Annotated in this window: 14 protein-coding genes; 8 read left to right on the forward strand and 6 right to left on the reverse strand. The window is 47.8% G+C overall.

Annotated elements, in window-relative coordinates:
• The first annotated feature begins 37 nt into the window (after positions 1-37).
• From IEY67_RS08650 to IEY67_RS08665, 4 genes are all read left to right on the forward strand, one after another.
• The gene (locus tag IEY67_RS08650; protein ID WP_183671221.1) at positions 38-4,645 is read left to right on the forward strand and encodes a translocation/assembly module TamB domain-containing protein; all 4,608 of its coding nucleotides are present in this window, start codon (positions 38-40) and stop codon (positions 4,643-4,645) included.
• 251 nt (positions 4,646-4,896) lie between these two features.
• Positions 4,897-7,176 (forward strand): translocation and assembly module lipoprotein TamL, encoded by a 2,280-nt coding sequence (gene tamL, locus IEY67_RS08655; protein ID WP_122352007.1) that lies wholly within the window; start codon positions 4,897-4,899, stop codon positions 7,174-7,176.
• Positions 7,177-7,252: 76 nt separating this feature from the next.
• Positions 7,253-7,546 (forward strand): nucleotidyltransferase family protein, encoded by a 294-nt coding sequence (locus tag IEY67_RS08660; protein ID WP_183671220.1) that lies wholly within the window; start codon positions 7,253-7,255, stop codon positions 7,544-7,546.
• Positions 7,530-7,907: a HepT-like ribonuclease domain-containing protein gene (locus IEY67_RS08665; protein ID WP_183671219.1), complete on the forward strand. Its 378-nt coding sequence runs from the start codon at positions 7,530-7,532 to the stop codon at positions 7,905-7,907. Before IEY67_RS08660 ends, IEY67_RS08665 begins: the two co-directional genes overlap by 17 nt.
• An 89-nt stretch (positions 7,908-7,996) precedes the next feature.
• Here the strand turns inward: IEY67_RS08665 and IEY67_RS08670 are convergent, their stop codons facing one another.
• The 3 genes from IEY67_RS08670 to IEY67_RS08680 form a co-directional block, all read right to left on the reverse strand.
• Positions 7,997-8,392 carry a DUF3127 domain-containing protein gene (locus IEY67_RS08670; RefSeq protein ID WP_122351736.1) on the reverse strand — a complete coding sequence of 132 codons (396 nt, stop codon included), beginning with the start codon at positions 8,390-8,392 and terminating at the stop codon, positions 7,997-7,999.
• Between the two features lie 66 nt (positions 8,393-8,458).
• Complete coding sequence (locus tag IEY67_RS08675; RefSeq protein ID WP_122351735.1) at positions 8,459-8,836, reverse strand: MerR family transcriptional regulator; 378 nt, start codon at positions 8,834-8,836, stop codon at positions 8,459-8,461.
• A gap of 14 nt (positions 8,837-8,850) precedes the next feature.
• Positions 8,851-9,834, reverse strand: coding sequence for a M23 family metallopeptidase (locus tag IEY67_RS08680; RefSeq protein ID WP_122351734.1), 984 nt, complete (start codon positions 9,832-9,834; stop codon positions 8,851-8,853).
• Between the two features lie 97 nt (positions 9,835-9,931).
• On the opposite strand from IEY67_RS08680, the gene alaS reads away from it, so the two are divergent.
• A complete protein-coding gene (gene alaS, locus IEY67_RS08685) occupies positions 9,932-12,559 on the forward strand; it encodes an alanine--tRNA ligase (protein WP_183671218.1) in 2,628 nt (875 codons plus the stop codon).
• A 205-nt stretch (positions 12,560-12,764) separates the two neighbouring features.
• Positions 12,765-16,391: a glycosyl hydrolase 2 galactose-binding domain-containing protein gene (locus tag IEY67_RS08690; protein ID WP_183671217.1), complete on the forward strand. Its 3,627-nt coding sequence runs from the start codon at positions 12,765-12,767 to the stop codon at positions 16,389-16,391.
• A gap of 303 nt (positions 16,392-16,694) precedes the next feature.
• Here IEY67_RS08690 and IEY67_RS08695 read toward each other — a convergent pair whose 3' ends face one another.
• The 3 genes from IEY67_RS08695 to IEY67_RS08705 all read right to left on the reverse strand — a co-directional run bounded on the left by IEY67_RS08695 (position 16,695) and on the right by IEY67_RS08705 (position 20,305).
• The gene (locus IEY67_RS08695) at positions 16,695-18,257 is read right to left on the reverse strand and encodes a M81 family metallopeptidase (RefSeq protein ID WP_183671216.1); all 1,563 of its coding nucleotides are present in this window, start codon (positions 18,255-18,257) and stop codon (positions 16,695-16,697) included.
• Positions 18,258-18,407: 150 nt separating this feature from the next.
• Positions 18,408-19,103 carry a response regulator transcription factor gene (locus tag IEY67_RS08700; protein WP_122374910.1) on the reverse strand — a complete coding sequence of 232 codons (696 nt, stop codon included), beginning with the start codon at positions 19,101-19,103 and terminating at the stop codon, positions 18,408-18,410.
• Positions 19,100-20,305, reverse strand: coding sequence for a sensor histidine kinase (locus tag IEY67_RS08705; protein ID WP_183671215.1), 1,206 nt, complete (start codon positions 20,303-20,305; stop codon positions 19,100-19,102). The genes IEY67_RS08700 and IEY67_RS08705 overlap by 4 nt, the downstream gene beginning before the upstream one ends.
• Positions 20,306-20,463: 158 nt before the next feature.
• Here IEY67_RS08705 and IEY67_RS08710 point away from each other — a divergent pair, with 158 nt between their 5' ends.
• Both IEY67_RS08710 and IEY67_RS08715 read left to right on the forward strand, forming a co-directional pair.
• Entirely contained in the window at positions 20,464-21,063 is a 600-nt protein-coding gene (locus IEY67_RS08710; RefSeq protein ID WP_122351728.1) for a metalloprotease family protein, read from the forward strand.
• A gap of 467 nt (positions 21,064-21,530) precedes the next feature.
• Entirely contained in the window at positions 21,531-21,941 is a 411-nt protein-coding gene (locus IEY67_RS08715; RefSeq protein ID WP_183671214.1) for a carboxypeptidase-like regulatory domain-containing protein, read from the forward strand.
• The last annotated feature ends 9 nt before the right edge of the window (positions 21,942-21,950 follow it).

The following is a 21,950-nucleotide window of genomic DNA, read 5'->3' on the forward strand; positions in this document are numbered from 1 at the left end:
CGTTATGAATATAAAAAAGAATACACAAATATAACAAATGAGGATTTGGTTGAAACGAATAGGGATCGTATGCCTGATACCGGTGGTATTGGTTTTATTGGTCTCTGTACTTTTATACATACCGCCTGTTCAGAACTTTGCCGTGAAAAAAGCGGCCTACTATGCCGGTAAAGCTACCGGGATGCAGATAGGGATAGAACGGATACGCCTTTCTTTCCCATTGAACCTGACGGTTCGCGGTGTAGAGGTATTGACTACCCCTGCCGATACGCTTTTGACATTGAAAAGCCTGACTGTAAATGTGCGTGCATTGCCTTTGTTGAAAAAGGAAGTGCTGGTAGACGCGATCGATCTGGAAGGTGTGAAAGTAAATACGGGTACTTTTATCGAAGGAATAGAGATAAAAGGGGTACTCGGACGCTTGTATGCCAAAGCCGACCGCATTAATCTGTCGAAAGAGAAGGTGACATTCAATACGATCGACCTGTCCGATACGGCGATCACTCTGTTACTGAACGATACGACGACGAAGGCCGATACGACCTCTACCGCCGTCAACTGGATTCTGAACCTTCAAAAGATAAATCTCGACCGCGTAGCGTTTGCCATGCAGATGCCTGCGGATTCGTTGCGTCTGTCAACCTATATCGATAAGGCGAACCTGAAAGACGGTATTGTCGACCTGGGGGCTTCGCATTACGGGGCGGATCTGTTCACGCTGACCGGTTCTACCCTCGGATACGATGCCAACTATCAGGATCCGGTTGCCGGTTTCGATCCTTCACATATTGCTTTGAGCAACGTCACGATCTCGCTCGATTCGCTTTTTTACGGCGGACGGGATATCAAGGCGCGTATCCGCGAACTATCTGCCGAGGATCGTTCGGGACTGACTATTTCGTCGCTGACCGGTAGTTTCCATAGCGATAGCACGAACATCAATGTTCCGCAACTGTTGCTGAAAACTCTGTCGTCCGAGGTCCGTTTGCTGGCAATGGTTCCCTGGAGCTCTTTCGATGAGAATCCGGAAGGGAACATGCGGGTGCTGCTGACCGCTTCGGTGGGAAAAGAAGATGTTATGACCTTTGCCGGTGAGCTGCCGGCCGATTTTCAGAAGGCTTATCCGCAGAAACCGCTATCGTTGACGGCCGGTGTGGAAGGAAACTTGTCCTCTATGCTTCTCCGCCAGTTGAAGGGTGAATTGCCGGGTACTTTCCGGATGGATGTTTCCGGGACGATGCAGTCGCTTACCGACAGTATCCGCCGTTCGGGAAAACTGAATCTCAAAGCGGAGACGGGGAACCTGGATTTTCTCTTGAGTATGCTTCCGGCTGCCGAACGTCACCGGTATAATATCCCTTCCGGTATTAAGCTGACCGGTGAGGCTGCATTGAAGAATAATGAGTACAAGGCCGATCTCCTGTTGCGGGAAGATAAAGGAAAAGTACTGCTGACCGCTAGTTTCAATCCGGGTAAGGAAGCCTATAAAGCCGACCTGAAAGTCGATAGCCTGGAACCTGTTCATTTTATGCCGCTCGATTCGCTGTATTATCTGACCGCTTCCATACAGGCGGAAGGGAAGGGCTTCGATCCTTTCAAGAGTTCTTCATGGGCGAAACTGGACGGGAAACTGACAGATATCCGCTATGGAAATTATAATGTATCCGATGTAACGATGGACGGTTCGCTGGAAAAGAATTTTCTTAAATTCGACCTGTTGAGTAAATACCCGCTGGCGGAAATGGACCTGACGCTGAATGCCACGTTGCTGAAGAAAGAGATCAAAGCGATGGTGATTGCCGATGTCACGAATTTAGACCTCTACGGCATGCATCTGATGAATGATTCGCTGGCTACCTCTTTCCAGCTTTTTGCGGAGGCGGAAACGGATATGGGGAAGAACAACCTGGTCGATGTCACGTTGGGAAACTGGGAACTGATCACCACCACAGGCACGTATAAGCCGAAAACGCTTACCCTGCATGCCCAGAGCACGAAGGATACCACCCGTGTCTCCTTTCATGCGGGCGACCTGGGGATCGTGTTGACCGGTAACTCCGACCTGGAAACAATGACCGACAAGTTCAACAAGATTTCCGAGGGGCTGAACAAACAGCTTGAAAAAGATTCAATGATCAATATCCCTGCTTTCAAACCGTTGTTGCCGGATATGCATCTGGCGGTGTCGGCGGGAAAGGATAATCCGATCTATAATATATTGCAGCAGGCGAACATCTCGTTCAATAACCTGAGCCTGGAAGCTTTTACCTCTCCTGAAGAGGGTTTCCGGCTGGATGCGGGCGTTTATAATCTGATGCAGGACACGACACGGATCGATACGATCAGTTTTGCCATCCGTCAGGACTCACTCGGTCTGCTATATGATGCCGGGGTGATCAAGACGAAATTCCGCCAGCAGGCTCCTTTCACAGCCGGAGTCAAGGGGAAGATACGGAATACGTTTGCCGATGCCGAAGTGCTGTACACAGATGGAAAAGGGGATACGGGTATTTTGCTCGGATTGCGTGCCGACAAGGTGGAGGAGGGGATCAACCTGCATCTCTTCCCGGACAATCCGATCCTGGCTTTCCGTCCTTTCAAACTGAATCCGGATAATTATATTCTTTATAAGAATGAGAAAGATATTGCTGCCAACGTTCGCCTGTCGGGCGATGAAAATGCCTCTTTGTGGATTCATTCGCTACCCGAAAAGGACAAGATGGAGGAACTGCATCTCGAATTGAGCCAGATCAACCTGGACGTTATCTCGAAAGCATTTACGGAGATACCGGCCATGCAGGGGATACTGAGTGCCGACATGCAGTACGCGCCGTCGGACAGTTCATTCCTGGTGGTGGTCGATGCGAATATCGACAATCTGATCTACGAAGGCGGACGGGTAGGGGAACTGATGTTCAGTACCGTTTATCTCCCGCAGGCGGATAACCAGCATCAGGTCGATATGCACTTCTTCCGCGATCAGAACGAAGTGATGTCAGCAACTGCCCTTTATAAGATGGGGAAAGAAGATCATCTGGACGGAACGCTCGACGTGACGCATCTGCCGCTGGATATGGTAAATCCGTTTATCCCCGATAATATGACATCGCTGAACGGTGTACTGGAAGGAAATATGACGATAAAGGGCAGCAGTAAGGCGCCCGAAGTGAACGGATATATCGAGATGGATTCGACCTCGATGTTCGTGACTGCTGTAGGAACGAGTTTCCGGGTGGACGATAAGAAGATTGTAGTGAAGGACAATAAGATCCTGTTCGACGAATACCATATCCATGCCGCCGGAAAGAATCCGTTCGTGATAGACGGTACGGTCGATTTCCGGAATCCGTCGAGGATGATGGCAGACCTGAAACTGACGGCCGACCATATGCAGTTGCTCGATGTGAAACGGAATAAGGAAAGCATGGTGTACGGCAAGTTGCTCGTCAACCTGGCATCGACGGTGAAAGGTCCGCTCGATGCGCTGATGATGCGTGGCAGCCTGCAACTGTTGGGCGGGACGAACGTGACCTATGTCATGAAGGATTCTCCGCTGACGGTGCAGGACCGACTTTCCGACCTGGTGACTTTCACCTCTTTTGAAGATACACTGGTGAACCGCCGTCGGCAGGAAGCCCCGTTACCTTTGGGCGGCCTGGATATGTTGCTGACGATACGTATCGACCAGTCTGTGCGGCTGAATGCCGATATCACCCCCGACCGTTCCAGCAAAGTGGAACTCGAAGGGGGCGGCGACCTCTCTTTCCAGTATACCCCGCAGGGCGAGATGGTTCTGAACGGACGTTATACGCTCTCGGGCGGTATTGTGAAATATGCTTTGCCGATCATCCCGTTGAAGGAATTTAATATACAGGACGGCAGTTATGTGCAGTGGAGCGGCGACCCGATGGACCCGTATCTGGACCTGACGGCTACCGAACGTATCCGTACTAATGTAACCCAGGATGGTAGCGGTTCGCGTATGGTGAACTTCGATGTGGGTATCGCCCTAAAGCAGCAATTGGAGAATCTGGGCTTGCAGTTCGTTCTGACGGCTCCCGAAGATCAGACGATGCAGACGAGTCTGAACAGCATGGGTGAGGATGAACGGACGAAGCTGGCTGTCGGCATGATCATCACCGGAATGTACCTGGCAAACAGCAGCGGTGGGAAACAGAACCTGAATATGGGGGCCGCCCTGAACAGTTTCCTGAACAGTGAGATCAGCAATATTGCCGGAAGTGCCCTGAAGACGGTCGATATCTCCTTCGGTATGGATAGCTACGACGAGAACGGCGACGGAACGGGCGGACAGCGGACCGATTATAATTTCAGTTTTGCCAAACGTTTCTGGAACGATCGTATCCGTATCGTGCTGGGCGGCCGTATCTCGACCGGCGAGAATGCAAGTAACAGCAACCAGACACAGGCCTTTATCGACAATGTTTCGATCGAATACCGTCTGGATGCCAGCGGAACGCGCTACGTGAAGTTGTTCCACGACAAAAACTACGAAAGTTTGTTGGAAGGGGAGATCACGGAGACAGGGGTCGGTATCGTCCTGCGCCGCAAGATGCTTCATATGCGGGAGTTGTTCAACTTTAAGAAAAACAGACCTAAACCGGTTTACGAGGAGGAAGAATAATGGAGAAAAAGAGATATGATCAGTTGCAGCAAGCTGGCGGAAGTCCCGTTGGCCTGTTTCATCGTTGTGACAGCCTTGCGGAAACCCCGCCGACCTGTTGCAGAGGTTGCGACAGCCTTGCGGGAATTCCGACAGCCTGTTGCTGCATTGCGGCAGCCTCGCGGGAATCCCGACAGCCTGTTGCAGGAGGAACAACTGGTTCGCGGAAGTTGCGGCAGTCTGTTGCAGGTGCTGCAACTACTTATTTGCTGATGTTTTTGGCCGTAGCATGCCTGTTCTCTTGTTCGACCACCAAAAACCTCCCCGAAGGTGAAGTCCTTTATACCGGAATCAAAAAGATCGACGTTACCCACGACGATAAGACAACCGCCGGTGAGGATGCCCTTGCCGAAGTGGAGGGTGCTCTTGCCTACCCTCCCAACAATGCCCTGCTGGGAAGTTCGTCCATCCGTGTGCCGTTCCCCTTTGGCCTGTGGGTCTATAATGCTTTTGTCAATAAAAAAGGAAAAGTCGGAAAATGGATTTTCGATAAGCTGGCAGCCAAGCCGGTATTTATCTCGACAGTGAATCCCGACGTGCGTATCAAAGTGGCGCAGAACCTGCTGAAAGAATACGGCTACTTCAATGGAACGACTTCTTTCCAGGTGGACACTAACCCGAAGAATGCGAAGAAAGCCAAGCTGGTCTACCAGGTGGAGATGAACCAGCCTTATACCTATGACAGTATCCGTTATGTCAGGATGCGTCATAAAATGGATACGCTGGTACAAAATACCATAGGCGACCGCCTGCTCCGTGATGGGGATAACTTCAACGTAACGAATCTGGAAGCCGAGCGGCAGCGTATCACCTCTCTGCTGCGTAACAACGGGTTCTATTATTTCCGTCCCGAGTTCATCACTTACCAGGCGGATACGATCATGAACCCCGGTAAAGTGGCACTTCGTGTCATGACAAAACCTGGCCTGCCGCGTGCGGCTCTCCGTCCGTGGACGATCGGCGATATTTCCGTCTGGCTGAACGGCTATAATAACGAGCCGCCGACCGATTCGATCCGTTATAAAGATATGACGGTCTATTACGAAGGCAAACTGCGTGTCCGCCCGTCGGTACTTTACAACCGCCTGCGTTTCCATTCCGGCGACCTCTATTCGCAGGAGAGCCAGCAGCGGACGCAGACCAGTTATTCGCGTCTCGGTATTTTCCGGTATTCCGAAATGCAATATACTCCGCGTGATACGGCCCGTCGCCAGGATACCCTCGACCTGAAGATCAACACCGTTTACGACCTGCCGCTCGATGGCGAGCTGGAAGTGAACGTGACATCGAAAAGTAACGACCAGTTAGGTCCGGGAGCTATCTTCAGTGTGACCAAACGAAACGTGTTCGGTGGAGGTGAGACCTTCGGTGTACGTTTGCGCGGTTCTTACGAGTGGCAGACCGGTAAGCGGGTAGACGGTGCCAAATCGGCTATCAATAGTTGGGAGATGGGATTGAGTGGGACGCTGACATTCCCGCAGTTGCTGTTCCCCGGAATGATGAAAAAGGATGGTTTGTATCCTTCGAGTACCTCGTTCCGCCTGTATGTCGACCAGCTGAACCGGGCGCGTTTCTTTAAGATGCTGGCCTTCGGTGGGAATGCTTCGTACGATTACCAGTCGTCTGCTACCAGCCACCATTCGATCACGCCGTTCAAGCTGACATACAACCTGCTCCAGTCGACGACGCATGAGTTTGACAGTATAACGAAATATAACCGTGCCCTGAAGCTGAGTTTGGAGAATCAGTTCGTGCCTGCAATGGGGTATACCTATACCTACGACGATGCCCCGATCACATCCAAACGGAACCATACCTGGCTGCAGCTGTCCGTTTCACAGGCGGGTAACTTGTTGGCTGCCGGTTATGCTATTGCCGGACAGAAATTCAATGAGGAAGGAAAGCATTTGCTGGGGAATAAATTCGCCCAGTTCGTGAAAGGAACGGCGGAGATCCGTTACAATTATAAGATCGGTCATAACCAGCACCTGGTCGGCCGTATGATGGCGGGAGCTATTTATAGTTACGGAAATGCCCGTATATCTCCTTACAACGAGCAGTTCTATATCGGTGGGGCGAACAGCCTGCGTGCTTTCACGATCCGTTCAATCGGTCCGGGCCGCTATCATCCGGAGGAAAATAATACGTACAGTTATCTGGACCAGACCGGTGACCTGAAGTTCGAAGCCAATCTCGAATACCGTTTCCCGATCCTGGGCGACCTGCATGGGGCAGCTTTTATCGATACCGGTAACATCTGGTTGATCCGTAACGACGATCAACGTCCCGGCGGTCAGTTGAAATGGGGTCGTTTCCTGAAAGACCTGGCACTCGATGCCGGTGTCGGTTTGCGTTACGATCTGACCTTCATCGTTATCCGTCTGGACATGGGTATCCCTCTGCATGTTCCTTACGAAACGGATAAAAACGGTTATTTCAACGTTCCCAAATATACTCCGGGCTGGCACCTGGCAATTGGGTATCCGTTCTGATGGAATATAAGCTGCTCATAGACAATCTTCTTGATAGATTTTGTTATCTTTGTAGCATAGTCTAAAAATTCTATTTATGAAGTCAACAAGTGAATATCTGGCTATTTTGCGTTCTTTTATGCAGAAACATGCAGAAAAGTATGGCATATTATCTATGGGCATATTTGGTTCGGTTGCACGTGGTGAACAACATGCAGGTAGTGATTTGGATGTTTTTGTTGAATTGCGTGAAGCCGACCCGTTTATCATGGGATACATAAGTGATGAATTGGAAACTCTCTGCGGTTGTAAAATAGACTTGCTGCGTCTTCGAAGAGGATTGAATAAACTGTTACTTAAAAGGATCGAAGAAGATGGAATACCAGCTTAAAGAAGAGATAGTAAACCGATTGGAATTGCTTATCGAATCTATCGATGTTCTTTTGGAAAGAAATAAGAAGATCACTTCGGTAGAAGATTATCTGTCTACTCCATGGGGTATGACCTTATTGGATGCTAATTTGATGCGTATTCAGTTCATTGGTGAAACAGCTTTGGCTGTTGATAAGAAAACTGATAAAATGTTGCTGATAAATTATCCCGAGATACCCTGGAAGCAAATATTTGGCATGCGGAATTATATATCCCATCAGTATGCCGATGTCGATCCGGATATGGTTTTAATTGTTATTCGTAAGCATTTAAAGCCACTAAAGGCCACTGTACAACAAATAATAAATGATTTACAGTGACCTTTATTAGGTCTTTTGAAACCCATCGGTCAGAGCGTTCGCTCCGACCAGGATGAGGAGTAAGCCACCGATTAAAGCAATGACATTCATCAGAATGGCAGGTCGTCGATCGGATTAGCCGGGCCGAAATCAGGAGCAGCCGGTGCTGTCGGCGCAGAAGCCGGTGCAAAATTATCCGGAGTCATAGCACCCGGTGCAGACTGAGGAGCCATCGCCATCGGACGGTCTACCTTCCATGCGCTGATATTTGTGAACCAACGTCCCTGATATTCACGGCTATCTATATCGAATGATACGGTCAATTCTTCTCCGGGTTGTATCGCTGCCTGTTCGATGCGGTCGGCACCGAAGATCTGGAAGCAAACTTTCTTAGGGTATTGGTCATGTGTTTCTAATACGTACTCCTGTTTTTTCCACTCGTTTCCGTTTTTACTTGTGCCGCCCTGTACTGGCAGTACGGCAATAATTTTTCCCGTAATTTCCATATTTATTGTTCTATTAAATTGTCGGCGAAGGTACACTTTTCCGGCGTAACCTGCTAATTGTTTGGCTTAGATTTTCTCTTCCTGGGGGATTTCGGAAGGGGCGAGGGCATCGAATGCGGCTTTCATCGACAATAGTTCTTCCTTTATTTGTTTCAGTTTATTGACGATCTCTTCCTGCCGGATCGTTGTCTCCCTGTTATCTTTCAGTTTTTGCCGGGCACCCGCCAGCGTCATGCCCCGTTCCTTGACCAGATGGAAGATCAGACGCACCGCGTCGATATCTTCCTGCTTGTAGAAACGGGTTCCTTTGGCCGTCTTACGCGGGCGGATAATATCGAATTCCTTCTCCCAGAAGCGCAGGGTCGATTCGTTGACGTCGAACATCTGTGCTACCTCGCTGATGGAGAAATACAACTTCAGATTTTTATCTTTATTTAATGCCATCGTCTTAAAGATGTTTAATCCATTACCTGTCCATGGTTTTCTGCGATCTGGATCATACGGTCGTATTCTTCCGGAGTAAGATCCATGTAGTAATATCTGGACGGGTTATCATGTTTGCCACGTACTATCACTTCGTAATGCAGGTGCGGGCCGGTTGATTTTCCGGTATTTCCGACTTCTCCGATCACTTCTCCGCGCGTCACCTTCTGGCCGACACGTTTTTTGAATTTGCTCATGTGTCCGTAAAGTGTCTGGAATCCGTAGCCGTGATCGATCATCAGACAGTTACCATACCCTTGTTTCCAGGCGGCAAAAGTAACCACGCCGTCACCGGTCGCATAAATCTCCGTTCCGACTTTGGCAGAGAAGTCCATCCCCGAGTGGAAACGGGGGGTCCGGTAGATCGGGTCGATACGCACCCCGTAACCGGATGCCGTACGGCGCAGGTCCTTATTGGATATGGGCTGTATGGCTGGTATACACCGGCTGCGTTCTTCCTGGTTCTTTCCTAGCTTGATCAACTCTTCCAGGGAGTTGGACTGTATATAAAGTTGCTTGGACAGCATATCCATCTTCTGTGCGGTAGAGACTACCAATTCCGGGTTGGGTAGGTTCATCAGATGTTCGTAACGGTTGGTTCCTCCGAAACCGGACTTACGCACCGATTCCGGAATGGATTCGGCCTGGAAGATAGCGCGGTACAGATTTTCATCACGTTGTTGGATGTCGTCCAGTACTTCCAGGGCATTCGTCAGCCGAAGGGAAAGGAGTTCGTATTGGGTCTGTAGCAGTTTGTTCTCTTTCTTCAACAGCGATTCGACCGGTGAGTCGATCGTGTACATCAGGATAAAAAAGACGCCGATACCGATTGCCGCACCGATACTCAAATGACGGAGCACAATGAAGAAGCGGTCTTTGGCGGAGGGGTAAACGCGCTCGTAACTAAGCGTATTCGGGTTATATAAGTAATATGTTTTTCTTGTTTTAAACAGTTTCATTGAATATTTTATTGCTTGGATACGTGCAAAAATAATAATTTGCAGTACTTTTGCAAATTGTTTTTCAGAATATTAACGAGAACTATATAAATAGATTATGTTGACAGCAAAAGAAATCCGTGAATCGTTTAAAGAGTTCTTCGCTTCCAAGCAGCACCAGATTGTACCGTCTGCTCCAATGGTAGTGAAGGGTGACCCGACATTGATGTTCACCAATGCGGGCATGAACCAGTTTAAAGATATAATCCTGGGAAATGTACCTATTAAGTATTCTCGCGTCGCGGACTCGCAGAAATGTCTTCGTGTAAGCGGTAAGCATAACGACCTGGAAGAGGTAGGACACGATACCTACCATCACACCATGTTTGAAATGTTGGGTAACTGGTCGTTCGGTGATTATTTCAAGAAAGAAGCAATCAATTGGGCATGGGAATATCTGGTAGATGTTCTGAAACTGGATCCGAAACGTTTATATGCAACCGTATTTGAAGGAAGCCCCGCCGAAGGTTTGTCGCGTGACGATGAAGCTGCCGGGTACTGGGAACAGTTCCTGCCGAAAGATCATATCATCAACGGTAATAAACATGATAATTTCTGGGAAATGGGTGATACCGGTCCTTGCGGTCCCTGTTCCGAAATCCATATCGACCTGCGTCCGGACGAAGAACGTGCTGCATCCAGCGGTGCTGAAATGGTCAACAAAGATCATCCGCAAGTGATCGAAATCTGGAACCTGGTGTTCATGCAGTTCAACCGTAAAGCGGACGGTTCGCTGGAACCGCTGCCTGCCAAGGTGATCGATACCGGTATGGGATTCGAACGTCTGTGTATGTCCCTGCAGGGTAAGACTTCCAATTACGATACCGATGTCTTCCAGCCGATCATCCAGGTCATTGCCGGAAAGACCGGAACAAAATATGGCGAGAACAGACAGCAGGATATCGCTATGCGTGTGATTGCCGACCATATCCGTACGATAGCATTCTCTATCACAGACGGTCAGTTGCCGTCGAATGCCAAAGCCGGTTATGTGATCCGTCGTATCCTGCGCCGTGCCGTTCGTTACGGTTATACCTTCCTCGGACGCCGGGAAGCATTCATGTACAGCTTGCTGCCTGTCCTGATCGAAACGATGGGAGATGCTTATCCTGAACTGGTTGCCCAGAAGACGTTGATCGAGAAAGTGATCAAGGAAGAAGAAGAATCATTCTTGCGTACCCTGGAAACAGGTATCCGTCTGCTGGATAAGAAAATGGAAGAAACAAAGGCTGCCGGCAAAACCGTTATCAGCGGCGTGGATGCCTTTACATTATATGATACTTACGGATTCCCGTTGGACCTGACTGAACTGATCCTGCGTGAAAACGGTATGGAGGTAAATATCGAAGAGTTCAATGCCGAAATGCAGAAACAGAAAGAACGTGCCCGCAACGCTGCCGCTATCGAGACAGGCGACTGGGTGGTTCTGAAAGAAGGCGAAGCCAAGTTCGTCGGTTATGACCTGTTCGAATGTGAAGCCGAGATTCTGCGTTACCGTAAGATCAAACAGAAGAATAAAGAACTTTTCCAGATCGTCCTGGACCAGACTCCGTTTTATGCAGAGATGGGCGGGCAGGTCGGTGATACCGGATGGTTGATCGCTGACGATGAGAAACTGGATGTAATAGATACCAAGCGTGAAAACAACCTGCCGGTACATTTCGTCACTCGCTTGCCGAAAGATGTAACGGTTACGTTTACGGCTAAGATCAATGAAAAGAAACGTATCCAGTGTGAATGCAATCACTCGGCTACCCACTTGTTGCACGAAGCATTGCGCGAGGTGCTGGGCACACATGTCGAGCAGAAAGGTTCGTATGTTTCTCCTGAAGCATTACGTTTCGACTTCTCTCACTTCCAGAAAGTGACAGACGAAGAGATCCGTCAGGTAGAAAAGCTGGTGAGTGAAAAGATCCGTGCCAACTTCCCCCTGGAAGAACACCGTAATATGCCGATTGCACAGGCTCAGGCTCTGGGTGCTATGGCTTTGTTCGGAGAAAAGTATGGCGAAGAAGTACGTGTGGTTAAATACGGTTCTTCTATCGAGTTGTGCGGTGGTACGCATATCCCGGCAACCGGTATGATCGGTTCATTGCGTGTAGTGGCAGAAAGCTCCATTGCAGCAGGTGTTCGCCGTATTGAAGCAGTGACGGCCGAAGGTGCGGAGAACTATACATTCATATTACAGGATTCAATGCGTGAATTGCGTGCTTTATTTAATAATGTACCTAACCTGGCGCAGACGATCCGTAAGTCTATCGAAGAAAATGCGGAATTGAAAAAGCAGGTGGGCGATTATGTGAAGGAAAAAGTAGCTACGTTGAAGAAAGAGCTGATCGCGAAAGCGGTAGAACGTCATGGTGTGAAAGTGGTTGTCTACCGTGGCGAAGCCAATGTGGATGCGATCAAGGACCTGGCATTCCAGATCAAGGGCGAAAGCAATATGGATGAAAAAGTATTCTTTGTGGCCGGAATTAAAGACGGTGCCAAATGTGCTTTGATGGTCATGTTGAGCGAACCGCTCGTAGCCGATGGCCTGGATGCAAGCAAGTTGGTGAAAGATGCTGCCAGACTGATCCAGGGCGGCGGTGGCGGCCAGGCTCATTTCGCAACTGCCGGAGGTAAGAATTCGGATGGCTTGGCTCAGGCTGTCGATCAGATTCTGGAAGCGGCTGATTTGAAATAAGGAAATATATTAGATATCTTTGTAAGAAAGGGGAAGTGCCGGTTGCTCTGGTATTTCCCCTTTGTTTTTTAGATTACAATGTCCCGTGTAAAATATTGTCACTACACCTTTTTTATTCGTAACCTTCCCCTATTTGCATAGAAATCACTGTTTTTAATGTATATTTGCCTGTGCAAAAAATACAAATCAAGTAGACTCTCATAGTATGAAAATGTGTAAACAGCAAAAAGTCTCCCGTATCCTGACCCTTTGCGGGGCTGCAGCGACCTCGTTGTTGCTTTGGGGATGCAGTGGGGCAGGTGCAACGAACGAATCGTTTGAGCGATCCGATTATTATACCCGTGGTGTCGGTCAGTATCCCGGTAACCCGAAGGAGGATTTTTCTCCCGAGTTGGCTCCGGACCATGCCAACTACCGGAATATAGCCCTTTTACGTTCGGCCTTCAACTCGTCTAGTCATGACTATAACCTGACGGCGCAGTTGGCAACAGATGGTATCGTGACCGATCGGCAACCACAGTATCTGATCCTTTCTTCTCCTTCAGGCGAAGCTCCGCGGCGTGAACGCGAATGGATGATCGATGAGGGGCCGTACTCACGGAACACCTTTGAAGGGGCCGATACGTATTTCCAGTTTGCATTGAAGAATTACAGCAAATCGGCAGATGAATTGAAGCTGACCGGTACGCTTATCTACGATGATAACCTGGCGAAAGAGGGGTATGAAATCATTTGTCAGGGTTCCAACGACGGACAGAACTGGACGGAAGTAGGTAAACTGAGTGGCAAAGGGTTGCCGGGCGATGCTGTACGTTATCGTGTGCCGGTCACCGACCCGAACAAACAGACCGAACAGATCTCGATGCCCGTTCGTAAACTGAATGAAACTATTCCCTTCGATAAAGAGGCTGCTTATTCCAATTATCGTGTTTTGTTAAAGATGCCGGGTGCCCATAGTTGGGTATTTATGGCTGCCGATTTTTATAATAAAGGTGGTTTGGTGGAAATGAAACCATCCCAGTTCTTCAACAGCTCCTGGATGAGTGCTACGACAGGCGAAGAATGGCTGTATGTGGATCTGGGCAGCCGTTCTGAATTCGATAGGGTGATCCTGCACTGGATCAACAAAGCCGTAAAGGGGAAGGTGCAAATATCCGATGATGCCAATCTGTGGACGGATGTAGCCGACCTGCCGGGCGGAGAAAGCCTGATCGACGAGATAGCGCTTGGCGGTAAGAAGAATGCACGCTATGTACGCATCCTGATGCAGCAACCGGCTAACGACAGCCGTTATATCCTGAGCGAACTGGAAGTAATGGGTAAGGGAGGCTTAGTTCCCCAACCTGTTGCCGAACCAGCCGTATCGAAAGGGATGATCAATCTGTCAGGTGGAAACTGGCAACTGCAACGGGCTTCCGAGGTAGCTGCTGCCGGTGAAAAGATATCCACTCCGGACTTCAAGCCGGAAAACTGGATTGTGGCGACTGTCCCGGGAACTGTCCTGAGCAGTTACAAGAATATCGGTGCTATTGCCGATCCGAATTATGCCGACAACCAGCTGCAGATATCGGAATCGTTCTTCAACTCCGACTTCTGGTACCGTGACGAATTTGAAGTGCCGGAAAACTTTAAGCAGGAGCGTCTGTTCCTGAATTTCGACGGTATCAACTGGAAGGCGAACGTTTATGTGAACGGTCGGAAGATCGGTCGTATCGAAGGCGCTTTTATGCGTGGTAAGTTCGATGTGACGGACGCTGTCGTTCCGGGTAAGAATGTGCTTGCCGTAGAGATCATCAAAAACGAACATATCGGTGCGATCAAGGAAAAGAATGCACAGAGCACAGACTTCAACGGTGGTATCCTGGGGGCCGACAATCCTACTTTCCATGCGACGATCGGCTGGGACTGGATCCCGACGATGCGCGGACGTAATATCGGTATCTGGAACGATGTGTTCCTGACAACGACCGGAAAAGTTACGGTTGCCGATCCGCTCGTGACTTCCGTATTGCCGTTACCCGATACGACTTCTGCTACACTGACAGCTGAAGTGATCGTAAAGAATCATGACACCAATGCCGTAAAAGGTATGCTGGAAGGCAAGGTGGGCGATATCACTTTCCAACAGCCGGTAGAACTGGCCGCCGGAGAGGAAAAGGCGGTTGTCTTCGATGCGAAAGACTTTGCCCAGCTGAAGATGGAGAACCCGCGTTTGTGGTGGCCTAAAGGATATGGCGAACCGAACCTGTATGATGCCAACTTCACTTTTAAGGTTGACGATAAGGTATCGGATACGAAAGACTTTAAAGTCGGTATCCGCCAGATGACTTTCAATGAAGATAATCAGATCCTGAGCATGTTCATCAACGGCCGCCGTTTCATTGGTCGCGGAGGGAACTGGGGATTCAGTGAATCCAACCTGAACTACCGTGCCCGCGAATACGATATTGCCGTGGCTTACCATGCCGATATGAACTTTACGATCATGCGTAACTGGGTCGGTATGATCGGCGATGAGGAACTGTATGATGCTTGCGACCGTCACGGTATCATGATCTGGCAAGACTTCTGGCTGGCGAATCCGGCTGACGGACCTGATCCTTATTATCCGGAAATGTTTATCGCCAATGCCGAGGATTATGTAAAACGTATCCGAAGCCACGCTTCCATCGGTATCTATTGCGGACGTAACGAAGGTTTCCCGCCCGAACAGATCGACAAGGCTTTACGCCGGATCATTAAGGAAGATCATGCGGATATCCATTATATCTCCAGTTCTGCCGACGATGTGGTGAGCGGTCACGGCCCATACCGTATGCTTCCGGCTAAAGAATATTTCACTTTGAAGACCGGAAACGACAAGTTCCATAGCGAACGCGGTATGCCGAATGTGTTGACATACGAAAGTATGCTACGTACTTTCTCTCCGGAAGGACTGTGGCCACAGGATAATCAGTGGGGTATGCACGATTATACCCGTGAGGGAGCACAGGGTGCCACTTCTTTCAATGAAATCATTGCGAAAGGATACGGCGAACCTCAGAGTGCCAAGGAATTCTCCGAACTGGCGCAGTGGGTGAACTATGATGGCCACCGTAGCTTGTTCGAATCCAGAAGCCTGAACCGTAAAGGTTTGCTGATGTGGATGAGCCACTCTTGCTGGCCTTCTATGGTATGGCAGACGTACGATTATTATTTTGAACCGACAGCTGCTTACTTTGCCATCAAGAAGGCGTCCGAACCGCTGCATATCCAGTGGAATCCGGCAACCGATGAGGTGGAAGTGGTAAATTACAGTGCCGGTACGCGTAAGGGACTGACAGCAAAAGTGCAGGTCTTGAACATGGATGCATCTGTAGCTTGGGAAAAAGAGGTAACGATCGACAGCAATGAAGATACGACGAATAAATGTATCAAGCTGGAATTTCCCTCCAACTTGTCGAAGGTCCACTTTATCAAGATGACTTTGGCGGAGAACGGTAAGGTTGTTTCTGATAACTTCTATCACAGAAGCCTGGAAGAAAACAACTATCAGGATCTGCGTACGCTTCCGAAAGTAGCGCTCCAGTCGAATATCTCTACAAACAAAGGGGCTGACGGAACATGGAATGGTAAGGTCGTTATTGAAAACACGACTTCCACTCCGGCATTGATGATCCGTGTCAATGTGGTTGGCGAGAAGGATGGCGAACAATTCCTGCCGATGTTCTATTCTGATAATTATTTCGCATTGCTTCCGGGAGAAAAGAAAGAGGTTAGCTTCCATTGGAAGGATGAAGATACCCGTGGTAATGCGCCGAAGGTAATTGTTTCGGGATATAATGTAGATTGATACAGTGTAAATCGGATAAAAAGTATTCATCCTTTCACCTGTAAAGGCTAATTTGTTTTTATACAAATTATTGTATGTCGTTATAGCAGGTGAATGATATAATAGAAAAGGTGAACGGTTCATAGTAACTGTTCACCTTTTTATATGTCAGACCCTGTGGCGGGGAATGTTTGATCCTAGGCTGAAGCCTTTGCCACTGTAGTGGCAAAGTTGTGCCATACCTGTGGCATTGCCGTGCCATTGTAGTGGCACTCTTGTGGCATAGGCATGGCACTACCTGTCACAAGGTAGTCGTCGGTTGTTTTATCTGCCGTATAAATGTTTGGCAGAAGGTACAAATATGACATTGAGTTCCGGGTCCGGCATGTCCGGATCTAATGGGAACATAGGGCGGATGATATTCTTGTACGGAATGTTTTGGAAGTCCTGATCGACTCCTCCGCGGGTCAGTGCCATCACCCAGTCTGCCTTCATATTGTACCATTGATTTACCAGGTAGCCTTGCTTAACCATTACGATATCCATTTCACGAGGGTCTATTCCCGTTCCTTCCAGGTTGGGCGTGGGGGAAGAAGTTCCTACAACGATATAGATACTTCCTGTTTTAATAATGGCTATGTTACTACGTCTTCTATATTGGGAATTGTCGGATGTCTGGTCCTGGACGGGACTAACATACATGACTGTGCCTGATAACCAAACGGGAGGTTCATAAGAGTTGTCTGTCATGGCACCGACATAACCTTCTGCATGACCACCCACACCGGCTTTTCGTGCAGCTTCGACCATCTCGTCTCCCGGGATGGAGCAGTAAAGTAGTTTTTTACCGTCTGCCGACTGAAGTTCCGGACGTTTCAAGACCCGGGCCAGTGTCCATGTCACTTCACCCGATCCGCCACCACCGGGATTATCCCCCATATCGCTGATAAAGAATGGTTTCTTGTTACTGGCAATAGCTAGGTCAAGACATTTTTCGAGCGGATATCCGGGTGCTTCCAAAGTAAACTGGCGGCGAACATCCCAGAATTTTTGGGCAAGTTTCTTTGCGCCCGCTTCCACTTGTGCTTTATCATCGCCGTAAACCATTACTACCCCCTGATTGCGCCGGTCGTCTCCCCAAACATAACCGATCCAGATACCGGCATCTATCACGCCTGGCATCGCTTCTACTTCGGGAACCATGGCATAGAGCGATTTAGCGGGTTCGGCACGCGTACTCGACCATTCCCCGGAAAGCAATACCGGGACGGCTACCCATGCCTTATATGCCGGACGTCCTTTGCCGGAAGCGAGGCGGTCGAGCAGGTTGACCACGCCGCGGCGATGTGATTCACGGGAATCGTCGTGAGGTGCTTTGCGGTATGTTGTGATCAGGTCGGAGTTGAGGGCTACAAGCCAGGATGCATTGCCGTGAAGGTCCATCGTTGTTGTAATGAGGACATCGTTTCCGATAAGGCTGCGGACTTTTTCCATAAATTCGCCTTCTGGATCGGCTACTCCTTCCACGCTACAGGCTCCGTGATTGTAAAACCAAAAAGCATCGTAGGGCATGTTAGCTTTTATTATTTCAAGAGCTTCGTTGACAAAGGCGTCGTACGATTCGCGTGTAACAGGTCCACGGCCACCGCCCCGACCCATTAAGGAAGGGAGCCATGTAGCGGTTTGTCCCATGGCGGAGTCCGGACTCAGATAATCCGGTAAGGTAAGCGGTCTCCCGACTATCGGTTGCCTGTTGGGCATAAATACACTGTTCTCGATCTGTATACCGGCGATACCGATACGTGGTTTTTTCTGCTGTGCCGCGACATCATCGGCAAATGACAGGGCTAATAGACAAAGACTCAGGAATAAGAAAATTTTCTTCATGGTTCGTTTAAATTTAATAGTATGACATAATATAAAATGCGGGAGAAATGCTTTTGTACAAAAACAAGGCTAAACATACTAAAAATATCTGAGAAACTATTTAAAGTGAAGGGAAATTGTGACTAATATCCTGACCCACTGTTTTATGTGTCAGGATACCGTGATCATTAGTCCGATGCCTTTTACAGTCTTGATACTGACCGCATCGTCCTGTGATAATAGTTTGCGGAGCTTCGTTACAAAGACATCCAGGCTGCGGGAGGCAAAATAGTCATCTTCCGTATTCCAGAATTTATCGAGGATGATTTCCCGGCGGACAACCTCTTCCGGTTTGCGGAATAATAACTCTAATATGCCTGTTTCCCGTGGAGTCAGCAGTTGCTGGCTGCCGGAGCTATGACGTAGAGTGGCTTGTTCAGGCTCCAGTGTATATTCACCTACGGTCAATGTTCGTGTTTTGTCCTTTTCCGTAGTTCCCTGTTTCATGCGCAGCAAAGCCCGGACATGTGCGTCCAGTTCTTCCGGCAGGAAAGGCTTCTTAACATAGTTGTTCACCCCCAGTTCATATCCTTTTACCACATCTTTCGGAGAAACACGGGCTGAAGAGAAAAGGATCGGAATCTCTTCGTCTGTCTCCCGGATGCGGCGTACCATCTCATAGCCATCCATGACGGGCATTTCGATGTCGGCTACGATAATGTCCGGTTTCATCTGCCGGTATGTTTCCAGACCTTCTTTCCCATTAGGAGCGATGGTCACTTCATAACCGCCGATCATGTCTTCCAGTCCGCCCTGAATGATATAACTCAGGTTGGCGTCGTCTTCTACTAATAATAATCTGATCATACTGTTGTCTCTTCTGTGGATATTGGTAATGAGAGAATGAACTCGCTGTATTTCCCTTCCTGGCTTTCGACGCTGACATAACCACCGTGCGAACGGGTGACGTTCATTACATAATTCAGTCCCAGGCCAAAGCCTGTGATACCGTCTGCCGTATTGTTCCGGTTGATCGAAGCCCGTTCAAACTTGTCGAATATATGATTCTGTGCGGAAAGTGAAATGCCGATTCCGTTATCTTTTACCTTGATTTGTGTGAATTGGTTATACAGGCAGGAGGTGATCTGTATATCGACCGAGTCCCCGGAATATTTGATCGCGTTATCTATCAGGTTGCTGACAGCCTCTTTCAGATATTCTTCATCTGCAAATATATCTTCTGCTTCTATATTTAACCGGAAGGTGACGGGTTTATTCGTCTTGGCTGTGAATAACTGTGTCAGTTCTTCCAGCATCGGGCGGATAGGGATATGGCTTTTTTCGAGTAACAATTGTCCATGTTCCAGTTTGGAGATTGTCAGTACTTTGTTGGTCAGGGCCAGCAGGTGCTGCGCTTCTTCTTCCAGTATATCGAAGTATTTTTCTTTCTTTTCCGGTTTCATATCGAGCTTTCCGCTTCGGAGGATACGGGCACCCATCAGGATTGAACTGAGAGGTGTCTTCATATCATGGATCATTGCATAGGAAAAGTCTTCCCGCATGTGTGCTATCTCGTCCTGCTGTTTGATGATATTGATTTGCTTCCGGATGCAAAGCAGCAGTATAGCCAATGCAATGGTTGTGCCGAAGAAAAAGTAAAGCAGCTTGCCGACCGAACCTGCCCGCGGATTGAGGATATGTGCCTGTACTCCCTGTGTGTCGCTGATCGGATAAGTAAAAGTCCGTTGTTCGTTGAACAGGCGTTCGTAATCGGAGAAATACCGGATATCTTTCCGTAGCACTGTATTGGTAGCATTCAGGGGAACCGTGTCCATACGAAAGATCAGTTTATCGAGATGCCGTTTGTCGAGTTCTTCCCGGAAGAGAGTGGGAAGAGCCTTTGTCCTGTCCGCTTCATATTGTTCGGTTGTATGGCAGAAAGATTCGTGTATCTGTCGTATCAGTCGTTCTTTAGTCAGTGAATAACTGCGTCCTATCCATTGTCCCATCAGGAAGAGGACGATGAAAGTAGTGATTCCAGTCAATATAATGTAGAATGATTTTGTCATAATACTTTGCTTTCACTGCCAAAGATAGCTATTTCCGTTATTCTGTTGTCTTTCGTATTCTATCTTAACGTAAAGATAACGTTGGGATAACCTTCTGTCTCTTTCTTCCCCCGTATCTTTGCGATGTAGAAATGAAACAAACTTAATAACGGAACGATATGGAAACAAAAGAAAAGAATGTAGAAGAATATACTCATCCGCAGGGAGTAGAGGTTAAGGTAAGTGCTGCCCGGGTTAATCTAACTATGCTGGGTTTTATAGTTGTTTTTGTTGCTGCCGGAGTCATGTTGTTTAACTATGTTTGGGGAGAAGCGTCGAGTTATAGTGCCGGATATGAATTGGGAAGTATTGTCAGGCTTCGGGCTCTTAGCATCAAAGGGGCGATTATTATGTTTCTTTGTTGTTTGGTTTATACTCTGATTCAATATGGTTTGTTATATTGGTTTTCGGGAAAAGACCGGCAGGCGTTACGATGGAATACGGACTGGAAGTCGTGGGGATTTTTATTGAAGAAACCATTGCTTCTGAAATACTATCGTGTAGCATTGCTATCTCCGTTTATTTTGTTAGGGGTATTTCCAATGATACATGGTTTTTCGACAGGTAACAGCGCTGTTTATTTTACCGGTATCTTCTGTGTTGTCGCCAGTGCTGCCGATTGTTATTATTTCTGGAAACTTCGTTCTTTCGACAGTGACGATAAAATAGTAGATGGCGATGAGTCGCTGAGTGCGACAATTATAAAGGGTACTTATTGATAACATAAGCAAGTTTCAGACCAAAATCAGATAGACACACGAGTTTTTTTATGGAGAGGGTATATCAAAAGTCAGATATGCCCTCTTTGTATTGTTATTGTGTAATATACATATATGATACAGGGGTGAGTTATTGTTGATTATTAAGAATAGCATATCGATGTAATATGTGAATTGATCAGGAAAAACCAATAATGAATTAGGTAAAAATGTATTTTATAATAGAATGATATAATATGTAAAAATTAGTTTAGATGATTTGCTTTGTTTGTATTAATTTATAGGTGATAATTTGGATAACAACTTAAAAATATGATAAAAACAACAGGTAAATATCTGATAAATATTAAAAAATAGTTATATTTGCATCGAGGGATGTAGTAAAAGGAGATTTTGAGAAAGTGTATTTTGTTTTAATGTGAGTTTATTTTATTTATTATTAACCTTATTAACGTAGCTAGTATTAAATGAAAACCTATTACCGAGTACAGTTGGTTTTGGTTGCTTTGGCTCTGTCGTTTCCGGGAAGTATGATGGCAGAACAAGCTCCAAAAAGTGGTATCGCAACCGTAGCGCAGCAGAGCGGACGGATTACAGGTACTGTTGAAGATGAACTGGGCCCCGTTATCGGAGCAGCAGTTGAAGTTAAAGGAACCCATAACGGTGTAGTGACCGATTCTGATGGTCACTTTACGTTATCAGGAGTAAAAAACGGAGCTATTATCCGGATAAGTTTTTTGGGATATGTGACTCAGGAAATCCCTTATAAAGGACAGGCAACATTAAATGTAACTTTGGCTGAAGATTCCCAGGCATTAGGAGAAGTGGTTGTGACCGCTTTGGGAATTGCTAAAGGTAGTAAAAAATTGGGTTACTGAGTAACCACG

Origin of the sequence: Parabacteroides faecis (genome assembly GCF_014647375.1) — a bacterium.
Lineage (GTDB): Bacteria > Bacteroidota > Bacteroidia > Bacteroidales > Tannerellaceae > Parabacteroides > Parabacteroides faecis.